Genomic DNA, 14,194 nt, shown 5'->3' with positions numbered 1-14,194 from the left:
TTTCAATCCGTCTGCAATTTTGGTGCGTTCGTCGGCGGCCATGCTTAATCATCCATAGGTTTGCGCCGGCCGCGAATTGAAGGCTTTGCCACCAATCGCGGTGTTGCCGATTTGTCGACGTTGTCGCGGTTGGCGTTGTCTAAGAATAATTTCGTTGACTGCTGCGTGAACGCTGTATGGAATGCGTGCTGTGACGGTGCTCTGATCGGTGCAAGCCGGTACGAGCTAAGAGGGAACACGGTGAGACGTAAGTCGATGCCGTGGCTGCGCCCGCAACTGTAAACGGCAAGTCGTTTCCGCATTACGCCACTGATATTCCGCATCGGAAAATTGGGAAGGCAGGAGACAGACGTTCGAGCCGTGAGCCAGGAGACCTGCCGACACAAGTCGCCCATCCTCAGTGCGGGACGCCTGCAGGAACGGAATGCCGGAGTGGCGGCTGATGTGCAACCGATCGGGAGCAGCGTCAGGGCTGGCAAGAGACATGATCACGAACTAGCAAAAACATTGAGCACGCCTTGATGCGTCAAGGATAACTGCGCTTCGCGTCCTGCGAATTTGCGCACGCTTGGTGTTGTGCTGTGAAATGCGCCACTTCTGCTGAAGCTCCCGTCACTTATTTGAGACGGGGGAACATACATGTCGTTGAATGCGTCGGGAAAAACCGCGAGCCATGCGCTCAAGTCGGTTCTTTTTTCCGCGAGTGCGATCGCCGGCGTCGCCAGCTATGCCGTATCGGCGTCCGCGCAGGTGACCGAGCTGGAAGGCGTGACGATCTATTCGGCAAACCAAACGCCGATGGATGCGTCCAAAGTCGGCTCGAGCGTGGAAATCATCACCCAGAAGGACATTGAGAGCCGCGGCCAGACGTACGTGAAGGACTACCTCGCCACGCTTCCGGGGGTAAATTTCACTCAGAACGGTCCGCCAGGAACGACGTCAGGCATCTACATTCGCGGGGCTTCTTCGAGATACGTCAAAGTGCTTGTCGATGGCATGGATATATCCGATCCGTCGGCGCCGCAGACGGCTGTCTCGTTCGAGCATCTTCTCGTCGGCGACGTTTCACGCATCGAGGTTTTGAAGGGTTCGCAAAGCACGCTCTACGGTGGCGACGCCGTCGGCGGCGTGATTACCATTGAAACAAAGGCCGCGCAGAAGCCCGGTTTCTTTCAGCAGGGCAATATCGAAGGCGGCCAGTACAGCACCGTCAACGGGGCCTACACGGCTGGTTACGCGGCGGCGAACGGCAGCAATATTTCGGCGACGATTCAGGGCGTCGGAACGGATGGCTTTTCGGCCTACGCCTACGGACGCGAAGACGATGGCTATCGCAATCTAACGTTCTCCGGCCGCGGCGAGTATTTTCTGACGCCGTCGTGGAAAGTGTTTTTCGCCGCCCGCGCGCTTGATGCGAAATACAGTTATGACGGTTATCCGCCGCCAACCTATACGTTCGGCGACACGCTCGATAACGGGACGACGACGCAGCAGGCTGGTCGCGTCGGCACTGAATTTTCATTGCTCAACGGCGCGTTTCAGAACACGCTCGCCATCCAGGGCATGAACGTCAAGCGCGAGACATTCAACGATAAGACGCGCGGTGGATGGTATGACGGTGATCGCATCAAGGGCGAATACAAGGGCGTTTTCAAGTTCAACGACTCGCTCTCGTTGCTTGCGGGCGCCGACTGGGAGCGAACTGGAGCTTCAACCAACAGCAATCCGCATCGAGAGACGATGGATCTCAATGGGTATTACGCGCAGTTGATGATGGAGCCCATTCAGGGGCTGTTTCTGACCGGCGGTGGCCGTATCGACGATCACAGCACCTTTGGAACCTTTGATACCTATCGCATAACCGGCGCGTATCTCATTCCGGGAACCGAGACAAAACTTCATAGCAGCGTCGGCACCGGCTTTCGTGCTCCGAGCCTCTACGAGCTTTACGATCCTTACTACGGGAGCACGGCTCTTCAGCCCGAGACGAGTTTCGGTTGGGACGCAGGCGTCGAGCAGGGCTTCGACAAGGGCCGTTATAAGTTCGACGTCACGTATTTCGAACTCGATACGGACAATCTGATCAACTGGAGGCCTACCGGTTATTACAACATTCCCGGCGTCGTGCATCGCAACGGCGTCGAGGTTTCGGGGACGGCCGTGCTCACCAGCTGGCTGTCTCTGACCGGCGGCTATACCTACACAGACGCGACGGATGCGAAAGACAAGCGCTTGGTTCGTATTCCGCGGCATTCGTTTGCTGCAGGTGTCAACGTCGTTCCGATGGATAAGGTCGCGTTGAACGTCACGGCACAGTACGTCGCCGATGTTGTCGACGATTCCTTTGATGCGCGGGGCATCGTCGCGCTCAACGACTACGTGCTCATCGGCGCCAAGGCTTCCTACGAATTTGCTCCTGGATGGAAGGCGTATGTGCGCGGCGAGAACCTTCTCAACGAGAACTATCAAACGGTCCTGGATTACGGAACTCCCGGCGCTTCGGTTTATGGCGGCCTGACCATGGCATTGCCCAGCGACTGAAGCGCAGGAAGGCTCATGCTTAACCCGCATGAGCCTTCCTTCTTTGAATACGAATGTTTGGCAGTAGGGAGCGTTGGAAATGTCAGCACAGATCCATGACAAGAGCCGTCCGCTCTCTCTCGTTGGACCCGAGCCGACGTCAGTCGATCGGAAAGACGACGGAACGCTCAGCAGGGAATATTGGGAGTTGCCGCTCGAGGAAGCCTATCTCGAATCCTTCCTGAGCGATGTGTTTGAGAATTATTGGCAAGGGCTGTGCTTTGGTCCACTCGTGCAAGGCGCGGCGTACGAGCTTCGCTGCATCAGTGCTCCAACGCGAATTTCGCTGCGCGACGGCTATCTGACGATCATGTTCGGGCACGGCGGCCACTTTCACCTCTGCATCGGAGAGAACAAGGGCTCGGAACGGTTTCCGGTCAGCGCTGAACTTCGTGCGCATCGGCGCCCCTCGATGGCGCGCATCTTTCGCGGCTACGGTCGCGACGGAAAGCCGGTGACGTGGGGCTTCGAGATGGCGAACGGCAAGAATGAGCCGATGCTCTCGATCTTTTTTCCGAACCCCTTCATCAACGAAGACGACAGTCTTTCCGACGAACCGCAATGGGCGCGGCTTGAGACTTGGCGCGCCATCGCAAAGACGTGGCTTGGACGAGAGCCCGAGGACATCGACAGTGCAGGCGCAGGCTTTAGGGCGGGCGTCAGTCATTGACGCTGCCGATGCAACGATGACGCGCGCAATTCGAGGCGCTGAACGTCCGAGTTCCGGAGCATCGGGCGGGGTCATGCGCGTGATCACGCTCGGCGGCGGTATTCTGTTGTCACTGCTATTTCACGGCTCGGTCCTGGCGACATTTCTTTATCTGACGAAGCAAAAGCCAGGCGCGATCGAGCAGCCGACCGAAGCGATCAGTGTGGCGTCGCTTCAAAGTGATGTGCTGGAAGCCGTCAGCGCTGCGCAATCGGCAGCCGCGGTATCGGCGTCGTCGGTGGACGAGACGGTCGGTGAAATCAAGGAGAGTGCCGCCGCGCAAGCTTCGCAGGCGCAGGAGTTCGAGGCGGACGAACCGCATACCGTTCCGGCTGCAACTGAGATCAGCAACAGCGCTGTGCAGCCGGAAGGTCTCGATCTCGTGCGTGGTGCGCTCGAAAGCGAGCGCGGCGCCGGCGACGAAACGGGAGCAACAGACGTAACGGCCGAAGCAGGCGCACCTGAACGGAACGTCCGAGAGCAATCGGCGTCACGCAAACCTAGAACGCCTTCGGAAGCTCGGCCGAACCACGACCGCTCGAGTCAGCGCAAACAAAGAGGCGCAGCGAGTGTCAGAGCCAAGAGCGGAGCGCAGGCGAGCGCCGGACGCGTTTCCGCAAGCTCGGGTTCGGCGCTCAACTATGCGGCGCTTGTCCGCGCGCGCGTCGCGGGACGAAGACCTGGAGGCAATGGCGGGCGTGGAACTGTCGTTGTCGCGTTCAGCGTTTCGCGTGCGGGGGCGCTGAACTCAGCGCGTATCGCGCGCTCTTCCGGCAATTCGAGTTTGGACAGCAGCGTGCTGGCGGCGGTGCGAGGCGCCGGTCCGTTTCCGCCGCCGCCGGCTACCGCCAATTTGAGTTTTTCCATGCCGTTCTATTTCAAATGAACGGCAGGCTGCGTTTGTGATGGCTTTCAGAAGGATCGCTCTCGCCGTTGAGAGCGAAGAAAAAAGGAGACTGCGATGACTGAATCTGTACGGGACGATGAAACAGCGATGAAATTCGTCACTCCGATATTGTGGGTCGCGCTCATTGCTGCGTTGAGTGTCGGCGGCAGCTACGTCTATGCCTGCGCCGCTCCATTCGCAGCCGTTGGCGCGCTGGCGGCACGCAAGATGGATCGTGCGACCGGGTTGACGCTCGTTCTGCTCGCGTGGGGCGCAAACCAGATCGTCGGCTATGGCCTTCTCGATTATCCGCAGACGGCAAATTCGTTTGCCTGGGGCGGCGCGATCGGCCTGGGTGCTGTTGCAGCACTCTTCGCAGCGCGCGTCGTCGGCAATTTCGGCTGGAGCAATGTCGTTGCGACTGTCGCCGGCTTTGCCAGTGCGTTTATCGCATATGAGGGCACGCTGTATCTGGCGAGCTTTGGGCTCGGTGGTTCCGATGCCTTCTCGTTCGACATCGTATCGCGCATCCTGGTCATCAACGCCGTCGCGTTTGCGGCCATTCTCGCGCTTTATGCCGTTGCCGGACTGTTGAAGACTGGCCGCGAGAAAGCCGTCGCTGTGCGCGCGTAAGGCCGCGAAAATTCGAAACGCCGCGGGATGATTGTTATTCCGCGGCGGCCGAGTTTTGCAGCAAGGCTTCAAAATTCTTCCGCCAGATTTCCGTGCCGCTTCGGATTGCTTCATATACGGCTGCGCCGGCGGCTTCGCCGATGGCGGTATGCATTCCGGCGTAGCAGGCCTCCGGTTCGGCACGCGGCGCGGCGACGACGATGCAATCGGTTCCAGTTCCGGTTATCGCGATGCCGTTTCGTTGTACGCCGCTATCGAGAATGGCGGTTGTGCGAGCCATCGCGACGATCGAGATCAGTTCAATAAATGCGCCGGGCGAGAGTGGTTGATCGACGTGCAGCAGCGTGTTGATGGTTCCCATCAGCGGCTTTTCGGATTGCCGGTGGCCGACGCGCTCGCCATTGGACAGCCCTACGGTCGCGAGACAACTCGCGGTGGTTTCCTCGACGGTTTTGCGCACGCAATCATGCTGAGCAACGGTGCGAGACGTTATAAGCGCAACTGCATCGGGAATGCCCCGGTCTGAAAGCCTGTCCGCAACGAGTTGCTCGGGGTCTACGCCTGGCGGCAGTTCGGCGTTTCGCACTTCGATCCAGGCAACCTTCGACGCGGTCTGAAATCCCGGCCTGTTGATGGACCAGCTCAGCATGTTCTGCGGCGTTGAAAAGGATGCGAGCAGGAGCCTTGGCTCAAGCGTCATGGAAAAAGGCAGGGTCATTTGGATTTGATACCGGGCGGCAAATGCGAAGGCTAGTGCCTGCCTTCGCGCAACCGAAAAATCTAGTCCGATTGCGAAAGTTGCAAATCGAGTTGGGCGTCGTCGTTGGATGAGAAGTTTGAAACGGACACGCCGACGAGCCTGATACCGATCGTGACCGGATAGATTGATCGAACCAATGCGAGACTGGTTTCGTGCAGTAGTTCGCGCGATGAGATCGGCCGCGATGCCGTGCGGCTGCGTGTGACGATGCGGAAATCGGCGTACTTTATTTTCACGGTGGCGGTCGCGCCGAAGCTCTGGTTCTTTTCGCACCATGCCCAGACGTCGTCGGCCATTTCGAGAACGCCAGCTTCGATTTCGGCCGGTATCACGCGATCTTCGGAAAAGGTCGTTTCGCTTCCCGACGATTTGCGCGGCCGGTTGGGCTCGACGGGCCGGTCGTCCTCGCCGCGCGCGATCGCGTAATACCAGGCTCCCGATTTTCCGAACTGCCCCTGAAGGAACTCCATCGATTGGGCGCGAAGATCGGCGCCCGTCTGAATGCCGAGCGCATTCATCTTGGCGGCCGTCACGGGGCCGATGCCGTGAAATTTCTTGACGGGAAGCGTCGCGATGAATTCGGCGCCGCGCTGGGGCGGTATGACGTACTGGCCGTTGGGCTTGCGCATGTCGGACGCGAGCTTGGCGAGGAACTTGTTATAGGAGACGCCGGCTGAGGCTGTCAGGCCTGTTTCAGAGAGAATGCACGCGCGGATTTCGGTAGCGGTGTCGGACGCGGTCGGAAGTCCGCGCGGATTTGCGGTCACGTCGAGATAGGCTTCGTCGAGCGACAGTGGTTCGATGACGTCCGTGTATCGCGCGAAGATTGCTCGGATTTGCTGCGAGACGGCGCGATAGGCGTCGAACCGGGGCTGCACGAAGATCAGCTCGGGGCATTGGCGAATAGCGGTCGTCGACGGCATGGCGGATCGCACGCCGAACGCCCGGGCTTCATAGCTGGCCGCGGCGACGACACCACGTTTCGCGCCATAGCCGACGGCGAGGGCCTTGCCGCGAAGTTCCGGGTTGTCGCGCTGTTCAACGGATGCGTAAAAGGCATCCATGTCGACATGAATGATTTTGCGGGTTGGAACGTCGGCCATGACGAAGCCTAGCACGGCAACTTTTGGATTTCGATTGGGGGGCGGAAGGTGCGCAGCTTTGGCGCCGAGGCGGGAGAAATTGACAGTTCTCGCAGACGGCATCTGTTCTAAAGATTATACATGTAACCGGATAAGGCTGTCGTAAGTTTAGGCAGCTAGATTGCAACGATGCGGTTCAAGGTGAGGTCAACATATGCTTCAAGCCTGGATGTCGTACGGCTTCATCGTTCTGCTGGCGATCGGCGTGCTTGCGTACATTCTATGGCGCAGGCGTGGCGTGCTTCTGGCCTTGGCTGCGATCGTTGTTGGTCTTCCGCTCTGGTTCGTTTGGGAATACGCGCGTCCGACTTGGACGACGGGCGTCGTGACCGGAACGGAAGTCCGGCGTAGCGAAGCTGATGCGCAGGGCAATACCAGCGACATCCGGTATGTCTATATCCGCAATCAGTCGGACCGGGGCCTCGAGCTCGTCAACGAAGACTCCTGGTGGTGGTTGAAGCGCAATAGCGAACGCGTCTTCAACGACGCCAAGACGGCAGAGCTTCGCAAATCCGAAGTGACCGTGATGTGGAACCGGTGGCGGTCGACACTCTTCTCATTCTATCCGAATGTGATTGCGATCGGCTCCGCAGGCTATTGGCCGTTCTGGTCGTTCAGGGTTGTCGTTTTCTACGGCCTCTCGGTGCTGCTCTGGCTTGGTTACTTCGTCGGCTTCATCCGGCTCGGGCGCTGGGGAGCCTCATCGGCGGCTTCGCCGCCTGTCCAAGGCTCCGGCCCAGCCTAAGTTTGTGTAGCGCCATACCTTCAGCGGGGCTCGACAAAGAAGAGAAAGTCGCCTAGAACAAAGAGAGAACAATTAGGCGGTCTTTTTATCCTGGCCATGTCTTTCCCCTTGGATTCCTTGCTGAATGCATCCTTTTCCCTTCGCGAAGTCATCGCGGGGCCGGGGCATGCGGGGGCTGCTGTCGGCTTCGGTTTGGCGCTCGCAATGCAGGGAAGGGCCGCGGCGCGTCCGGCCGGTCTGTTGTGGGTGCGGGAAACCGCCGCCGTGGCGGAAGCCGGAGGCGTCTATGGTCCGGGGCTCAACGCACTCGGGCTCTCTCCCGACACCTGCATTGTCGTGGAAGCGCGATCTCTTATCGATGGGCTGCGCGCCACTCTCGAAGGTGCGCGGTGCGCCGCGTTGCATGCCGTTGTTCTGGAAACGGTCGCGCCCATCGATCTGACGGCGAGCCGAAGATTGAAACTCGCTTCTGAAAAATCCGGTGTCGAGATCGTGCTCATCCGGCACGGGCTCCGCGTCACGCCGAATGCCGCGCAAGTGCGTTGGCGTGTGCAGGGCGCGCCTCTCATGGACCCGGATGGCAGACGGCCGCCGACCTTCGAGGCAGTCGTGCTGAAAAGCTCGTCGGGTCTCGATGGGAGAAGTTGTATCGTGGAGTGGGATCATGAGCGGCAATGCTTCTCGCAGACGGTATCTCAGTCTGTGGATGCCGTTCCTGTCGTCGGATCGCTGGCAGCGTGAGACTGGAAGCGGCGCCGATCTGCCGCGAGTTTTCGTTGCCAAGGTCCAAGGCGTTTCGCAACTGGCCGCTGTCGATGCGCGGGCTCTGGCGGCGGGCTTGCGGACCGGAATGGCTCTGGCCGATGCGCGCGCACGTCTGCCGCGATTGCATGCGGTTGCCGCCGATCCATCGGCCGACGGCGCTTTCATCTCGCACCTTGGCGATCTTGCGCTGGCTTTCACGCCGTCGGTCGCGTTGGACCCGCCGAACGGGCTCGCGCTCGATATCACGGGATGCAGTCATCTCTTTGCGGGAGAAGCCATGCTCGCCGCGCGACTGCAAAAGACTTTGTGCGCGGCCGGTGTTTCCATCGTGAGACTCGCCGTCGCGCCGACGCCCGACATGGCGCGTGCGTTGACGCGGTTCTCGCCCGCCAATCCGTGTTTTGCCGAGGACGATGCGCTCGTGCGCGCGCTGCCTGTCGCGGCTCTCGAATGCGCCGAAGACGACGCGACGGCCTTAAGGCGCGCGGGGCTCAAAACCATCGCCGAAATTGCCGACCGACCATCTCTGCTCTTCACCGCGCGGTTTACGTCGGCGTTCACGGCCAAGCTCGCCCGCATTCTTGGAGAAGAGGACAATCGCATTACGCCTCGCGACAAGCGCGTGCGTTACAGAGCCGAGCAGCGCTGTGCGGAGCCTGTCGCCAGTCATGATGTCATCGCGAGGCTGCTTGCCGAATTGGTTGCATCCGTCTGCGCGCAGTTGGGAGAACGCAGCGTCGGGGGACGCATCTTTACGGGTATCTTCATGCGGGCGGACGGCGTTGTCCGGCGCATTCGGGTCGAGACGAGCCAGCCGACGCGCAACCCCGATGCGATCCTGCGCCTCTATCGCGATCGCCTCGAGACGCTCGCCGATCCGCTCGATCCCGGATTTGGTTTCGATGTCATCTGTTTCGAAGCCATACGTGTGGAGCCCTGGATCGAAAGCCAAGGCACGTTCAATGCGCAGGACGATCAGAAGGACAAGGTCGCCCAGCTCGTCGATCGTCTGAGCACCATGTTTGGCCGCGAACGCGTGATGCGGTTGCATCCGCTCGATAGTCATGTTCCGGAGCGTGCGCAGACGATGCTTCCGGCCGCACTCTCCGCGCCTTCGCAGGAATGGGGACAGGGAGCGCTTCAAGCTCAAGCGGGATTGCGCCCGCTGCTCATCTATACGCGTCCGCATCCGATCGACGTTAAATCCGATGCCAACGACAGGCCGGAGAGCGTTCGCTGGCGCCGGGTCACGCATCGGATTGCGCAGGCGATTGGTCCGGAACGGATTGCAGAGGAGTGGTGGCGTCCGGCATCGGACTATGGCACGCGCGACTATTATCGCGTCGAAAGCTCAGAGGGTCGCCGGTTCTGGATTTTTTGTGGGGCGTCGGGTGATGAAAAGCAGAGGTGGTTTCTGCATGGAGTTTTCTCATGATCTCCTATGCGGAACTCGCGACGACGACGAATTTCTCGTTTCTGCGCGGCGCATCTAACCCCGAAGATTTTGTCGGACGCGCTGTCCTTCTCGGGCACACGGGCATCGGCATCGCCGATCGCAATACGCTCGCGGGCGTGGTTCGGGCTTATGGCGCTTTGCAGGATTTGAGGCGCGAAGGATTACCGGCACCGCAAAAGGTCCGCGAAGGTTCCGGCCCTGGCGAGTACGCCTGGGTCGTCGATGGCAAGTCGGGAGAATGGGCCGACTTTTCGGATGCCATCAAAGCTCGTGCGGAGAGCTTCACGCTGCTCGCCGGTGCGCGGCTCGTTTTCATGGACGGCACGCCGGATATTATCGCCTATCCGGAAAACCGCGCGGGCTGGGCGCGGCTCTGCCGTCTGCTCACGCATGGAAAGCGTCTGGCAAAGAAGGGCGAATGCAGTCTTTGTCGAGAAGACCTGCTGTCGAATTGCGCCGATCTTCAGTTGATCGTCATGCCGCCTCCGGTGCTCGATGGCTTCGAAGCGCATGTTCGCGTGATCGCGCAAGCTGCGCCGAACAATGTGTGGCTTGCGGTGAGCCTGCATTTGAAAGGCGATGACAGCCGCGTTCTGCAGCGGCTGAGCGGTATTGCGAAGTCTTCGAACGTGCCGCTGATTGCCGTCAATGACGTGCTCTACGACGTTCCGGAACAGCGGCCGGTTCAGGACATCCTCACGTGCATCCGCGAAGGTCTGCGCATCGAGGCGGCCGGCACACGGCTTGAAGCGAATGCTGAGCGCCATTTGAAGAGTTCGGAGGCAATGGAGCGGCTATTCCGCGATTGTCCATCCGCTATTGCTTCTACGCAGGATCTGCTTCGGCGTATCTCGTTTTCTCTCGGTGAACTCAAATACGAGTATCCCGAAGAACCGGTTCCGGCCGGTTGGACGCCGCAAGGTTGGCTCGAACATCTGAGCTGGCAGAAGGCGCGTGAGCGCTATCCGTCCGGCGTGCCGGAAAAAGTTCAGCAGCAAGTCACGGAGGAACTCCAACTTATTGCCAAGTTGGATTATGCACCATACTTCCTGACGGTTTACGACATCGTTCGCTATGCCAATGAAAAAGGCATCCTTTGCCAGGGCAGGGGATCGGCCGCGAATTCAGCTGTCTGCTACGTGCTCGGGATAACGGCGGTCGATCCCGAACAGCACAACCTGCTTTTCGCGCGCTTCATTTCGAGCGAGCGTCGCGAGCCGCCGGATATCGATGTCGATTTCGAGCATGAGCGGCGCGAGGAGGTGATCCAATACATCTATGAGCGTTATGGCCGCGAACGTGCGGGACTGGTTGCGACCGTGATCCGTTATCGTCCGCGCAGCGCCATTCGCGAAGTCGGCAAGGTGCTCGGCTTGAGCGAGGACATCACCAGCCGTATTGCCGGGACCGTTTGGGGAAGCTGGGGGTCGAAACTTTCCGAAACGCACCTTCGGCAAGCTGGGATCGATCATCGCAATCCGGTCATCGGGCAAGCTATCGCGTTTGCGACGCGCATTCTTGGTTTTCCGCGCCATCTCTCGCAGCATGTCGGCGGCTTTGTGCTCGCGCGCGGGCGGCTGGACGAGATCGTTCCGATCGGAAATGCGGCGATGGAAGACAGGACATTCATCGAGTGGGACAAGGACGACATCGATGTTTTGGGCCTGATGAAAGTCGATGTTCTGGCGCTCGGAATGCTGACATGCATTCGCAAAGCGTTCGATCTGATCCGCACGCACGAAGGCGAGAGCTTCGATCTTGCGAGGCTTCCTGCCGAGCAGCCGGATGTCTACGCAATGCTCCAGAAAGGCGACTCGATCGGCGTCTTTCAGGTCGAGAGCCGGGCGCAGATCAACATGCTGCCGCGGCTCAGGCCCGATAAGTTTTACGATCTTGTCATCCAGGTTGCGATCGTGCGGCCGGGACCGATCCAAGGCGACATGGTGCACCCGTATTTGCGCCGCCGGAAAAATCCGGAAGAAGTGACGTTTCCTTCTCCGAAGCCGCCGCACGATCCAGATGAACTCAAGAACGTGTTGTCACGAACGCTCGGCGTTCCGCTTTTTCAAGAGCAGGCGATGCAACTTGCCATGGTCGCAGCGCAGTTCACCGATGCGGAGGCCAATCAGCTTCGCCGCGCGATGGCGACGTTCCGCCATGTCGGCACGATCGGCAAGTTCGAGGCGCTGCTCGTCGAGCGTATGGTCGCGCGGGGATACGATCGTGATTTTGCGGAGCGGTGCTTCGAGCAGATCAAAGGTTTCGGCGAATACGGATTTCCGGAAAGCCACGCGGCGGCGTTTGCCAGGCTCGTCTATATCTCCGCATTCATCAAATGCCGCTATCCGGCGGCGTTCGCGTGCGCGCTTTTGAATTCGCAGCCCATGGGATTTTATGCTCCGGCGCAGATCGTGCGCGACGCGCGCGAGCATGGCGTCGAGGTCTATCCGGCGGATGTCAATGCGAGCGACTGGGACAACACGCTTTGCGCGGGCGCTGGGGGCAAGACGGCTTTGCGTATCGGTTTCCGGCAAATCGACGGATTGTCGGAAGATTGGTGCAAGCGGCTGATCGATATGCGCCGGAATGGCTATGCCGATCTCGATAGCCTGGCGCGGCGTACGCGTCTGCCGCAACGCGCGCTGCGGCTGCTCGCCGATGCCGATTGTTTCCGCTCCGTCGGTATCCATCGCCGGGATGCGCTGTGGTCGGCGCGACGCTTGCCGGACGCAGACGAGTTGCCGTTATTTGCCGCCGCGCGCGAAGCCGATTTGGGTGAGGAAGCGGATGCGCAACTGCCGGCAATGTCGTTGAGCGAGAACATTGCCGTGGACTACCAGACTACCCGCTTGTCGCTCAAAGGGCACCCGATGGAGTGTTTGCGCGACATCTTTCGAGGCGAAGGCATTGCATCCTGTGCCGAGCTTGCGGCGCAGCGAGACGGCAGTTGGGGCCGGGTGGCAGGCGTCGTGCTCGTGCGTCAGCGACCGGGAAAGGGGAACGCGATTTTCATCACTCTGGAAGACGAAACAGGAATTACAAACGCGGTGCTTTGGGCGCGGACGTTCGAGAAATTCCGCAATGAGGTCATGGGCGGGCGGCTGCTGCTGATCGAAGGCAAGGTGCAGCGTAGTCCAGAAAACGTCATTCATCTCATGGCGACGCGCATCGTCGACCGGACGGCGGAGCTTTCCCGGCTTGCGGACGCCTATAATCCGACGATCACATTATCGAATGCCGACGAATTCCTGCATCCGCAGGCTTCCCGCGTCCGCCATCCCCGTAAGGTCCGCATTCTGCCGGGTTCGCGGGATTTTCACTGATCCACGCGCTGCGCGGGTCGCCGCTGGGATTGGGCTTAGGGGGCAATCCCGCTGTTATAACAGACGCGCGTACATAGATTCCGCGAAAGTGTGCAAAGCAAATTTCTTTTTCTTCGTTTGTCCGGTTCCGGGGATTTGGCAAAAACGCCATCTCAGCGACGGGGAGAACGATGATGGCATTGGGACGTGTGGTTTCCTGGTTCAGCTTTTTTGCAGCGTTTCTTTTTATAATCTCGATTTCGGCGTTTGCCGGCACGACCACCATTCTCAATGCTTCATACGACGTATCGCGGGAGCTTTATAAGGAGATCAATCCGGCGTTTGTTGCGGATTGGAAAAAGTCGTCCGGTTCAGACGTTGAGGTGAAGCAGGCGCATGGTGGTTCGACGAAGCAGGCGCAGGCTGTCTCCGAGGGCCTCGAAGCGGATGTCGTAACGCTCAATCAGGCGACCGATCTGGACTTCCTTGCCAAGAGCGGTGTCATAGGAAACGACTGGCGCAGCAAGTTCCCGAACGAAGCCTCGCCCTACACCACGACGACGGTTTTTCTCGTTCGTAAGGGCAATCCGAAAGGCATCAAGGACTGGGACGATCTGGTGAAGTCCGGCATCTCGGTCGTCATTCCGAATCCCAAGACGTCCGGAAACGGCCGCTACAGCTATCTCGCGGCTTGGGGTTACGCGCTCGACAAGCTCGGGTCAGAAGACAAGGCGCGCGATTTCGTTGCGAAGCTCTTCGGCAATGTTCCGGTGTTCGACGGCGGTGGACGCGGTGCGACGACGACTTTCACGCAGCGTGATATCGGCGATGCGCTGATTACGTTCGAGAACGAAGCGGCGCAGATCAAAGCGGAGCTTGCCGACAGCGGTTTTGAAGTCGTCTATCCGTCCGAGAGCATCGAAGCTGCGCCACCGGTTGCGGTCGTCGAGACTGTTGTGACGAAACGCAACACGGGAGCCGTCGCGAAGGCTTATCTCGATTTTCTCTATTCCGACGCTGCGCAACGGATCATTGCCAAGCATCATCTGCGGCCGCGCAATGCAGCTATCCTGACAGAGTTCGCTGCAAGTCTGCCGCCGATCAAGACGTTCAACGTCGAAGCGAAAATCGGCAAGTGGCCGGACGTTCAGAAGACGCATTTTGCTGATGGCGGTGTCTACGATCAAATCACCACAAAGGCGAAATGACCCGCTGC

The 14,194-nt window shown here is 59.6% G+C and carries 11 protein-coding genes and 1 riboswitch; of the genes, 9 read left to right on the top strand and 2 right to left on the bottom strand.

What is annotated here, in order from left to right; genetic code table 11:
* Positions 1-177 precede the first annotated feature (177 nt).
* Positions 178-397, top strand: a riboswitch (cobalamin riboswitch).
* Between the two features lie 242 nt (positions 398-639).
* The 4 genes from HYPGJ_RS09890 to HYPGJ_RS09875 all read left to right on the top strand — a co-directional run bounded on the left by HYPGJ_RS09890 (position 640) and on the right by HYPGJ_RS09875 (position 4,808).
* Complete coding sequence (locus HYPGJ_RS09890; RefSeq protein ID WP_046847052.1) at positions 640-2,541, top strand: TonB-dependent receptor; 1,902 nt, start codon at positions 640-642, stop codon at positions 2,539-2,541.
* Positions 2,542-2,620: 79 nt separating this feature from the next.
* Complete coding sequence (locus tag HYPGJ_RS09885) at positions 2,621-3,250, top strand: hypothetical protein (protein ID WP_046847051.1); 630 nt, start codon at positions 2,621-2,623, stop codon at positions 3,248-3,250.
* A gap of 16 nt (positions 3,251-3,266) precedes the next feature.
* A complete protein-coding gene (locus tag HYPGJ_RS18415; RefSeq protein WP_052750859.1) occupies positions 3,267-4,175 on the top strand; it encodes a TonB family protein in 909 nt (302 codons plus the stop codon).
* A gap of 75 nt (positions 4,176-4,250) precedes the next feature.
* The gene (locus HYPGJ_RS09875; protein ID WP_046847050.1) at positions 4,251-4,808 is read left to right on the top strand and encodes a hypothetical protein; all 558 of its coding nucleotides are present in this window, start codon (positions 4,251-4,253) and stop codon (positions 4,806-4,808) included.
* Positions 4,809-4,842: 34 nt separating this feature from the next.
* On the opposite strand, the gene HYPGJ_RS09870 is transcribed toward HYPGJ_RS09875, so the two are convergent.
* Both HYPGJ_RS09870 and dinB read right to left on the bottom strand, forming a co-directional pair.
* Positions 4,843-5,526 (bottom strand): adenosylcobinamide amidohydrolase, encoded by a 684-nt coding sequence (locus tag HYPGJ_RS09870; protein ID WP_046847049.1) that lies wholly within the window; start codon positions 5,524-5,526, stop codon positions 4,843-4,845.
* Between the two features lie 62 nt (positions 5,527-5,588).
* On the bottom strand, positions 5,589-6,671 hold the full coding sequence (gene dinB / locus HYPGJ_RS09865) for a DNA polymerase IV (protein ID WP_046847048.1): 1,083 nt from the start codon (positions 6,669-6,671) through the stop codon (positions 5,589-5,591).
* A gap of 193 nt (positions 6,672-6,864) precedes the next feature.
* On the opposite strand from dinB, the gene HYPGJ_RS09860 reads away from it, so the two are divergent.
* From HYPGJ_RS09860 to HYPGJ_RS09840, 5 genes are all read left to right on the top strand, one after another.
* Positions 6,865-7,455 (top strand): DUF1523 family protein, encoded by a 591-nt coding sequence (locus HYPGJ_RS09860; RefSeq protein WP_046847047.1) that lies wholly within the window; start codon positions 6,865-6,867, stop codon positions 7,453-7,455.
* 204 nt (positions 7,456-7,659) lie between these two features.
* Positions 7,660-8,196, top strand: coding sequence for a hypothetical protein (locus HYPGJ_RS09855; protein WP_244466078.1), 537 nt, complete (start codon positions 7,660-7,662; stop codon positions 8,194-8,196).
* Entirely contained in the window at positions 8,120-9,655 is a 1,536-nt protein-coding gene (locus HYPGJ_RS09850) for a DNA polymerase Y family protein (protein WP_244466077.1), read from the top strand. The genes HYPGJ_RS09855 and HYPGJ_RS09850 overlap by 77 nt, the downstream gene beginning before the upstream one ends.
* Positions 9,652-12,999 (top strand): error-prone DNA polymerase, encoded by a 3,348-nt coding sequence (locus HYPGJ_RS09845; RefSeq protein WP_046847044.1) that lies wholly within the window; start codon positions 9,652-9,654, stop codon positions 12,997-12,999. The genes HYPGJ_RS09850 and HYPGJ_RS09845 overlap by 4 nt, the downstream gene beginning before the upstream one ends.
* A 173-nt stretch (positions 13,000-13,172) precedes the next feature.
* The gene (locus HYPGJ_RS09840) at positions 13,173-14,186 is read left to right on the top strand and encodes a sulfate ABC transporter substrate-binding protein (RefSeq protein WP_046848287.1); all 1,014 of its coding nucleotides are present in this window, start codon (positions 13,173-13,175) and stop codon (positions 14,184-14,186) included.
* Positions 14,187-14,194: the final 8 nt, after the last annotated feature.

The sequence above is a fragment of the Hyphomicrobium sp. GJ21 genome, from assembly GCF_001006785.1.
Classification (GTDB): Bacteria; Pseudomonadota; Alphaproteobacteria; order Rhizobiales; family Hyphomicrobiaceae; genus Hyphomicrobium_B.
This window is presented reverse-complemented; position numbering and strand designations above follow the sequence as displayed.

Coding starts and splice junctions, on each gene's coding strand:
- HYPGJ_RS09890 (WP_046847052.1), top strand. CDS start 640: ATGTCGTTGAATGCGTCGGGAAAAACCGCGAGCCATGCGCTCAAGTCG.
- HYPGJ_RS09885 (WP_046847051.1), top strand. CDS start 2,621: ATGTCAGCACAGATCCATGACAAGAGCCGTCCGCTCTCTCTCGTTGGA.
- HYPGJ_RS18415 (WP_052750859.1), top strand. CDS start 3,267: ATGACGCGCGCAATTCGAGGCGCTGAACGTCCGAGTTCCGGAGCATCG.
- HYPGJ_RS09875 (WP_046847050.1), top strand. CDS start 4,251: ATGACTGAATCTGTACGGGACGATGAAACAGCGATGAAATTCGTCACT.
- HYPGJ_RS09870 (WP_046847049.1), bottom strand. CDS start 5,526: ATGACCCTGCCTTTTTCCATGACGCTTGAGCCAAGGCTCCTGCTCGCA.
- dinB (WP_046847048.1), bottom strand. CDS start 6,671: ATGGCCGACGTTCCAACCCGCAAAATCATTCATGTCGACATGGATGCC.
- HYPGJ_RS09860 (WP_046847047.1), top strand. CDS start 6,865: ATGCTTCAAGCCTGGATGTCGTACGGCTTCATCGTTCTGCTGGCGATC.
- HYPGJ_RS09855 (WP_244466078.1), top strand. CDS start 7,660: ATGCAGGGAAGGGCCGCGGCGCGTCCGGCCGGTCTGTTGTGGGTGCGG.
- HYPGJ_RS09850 (WP_244466077.1), top strand. CDS start 8,120: ATGAGCGGCAATGCTTCTCGCAGACGGTATCTCAGTCTGTGGATGCCG.
- HYPGJ_RS09845 (WP_046847044.1), top strand. CDS start 9,652: ATGATCTCCTATGCGGAACTCGCGACGACGACGAATTTCTCGTTTCTG.
- HYPGJ_RS09840 (WP_046848287.1), top strand. CDS start 13,173: ATGGCATTGGGACGTGTGGTTTCCTGGTTCAGCTTTTTTGCAGCGTTT.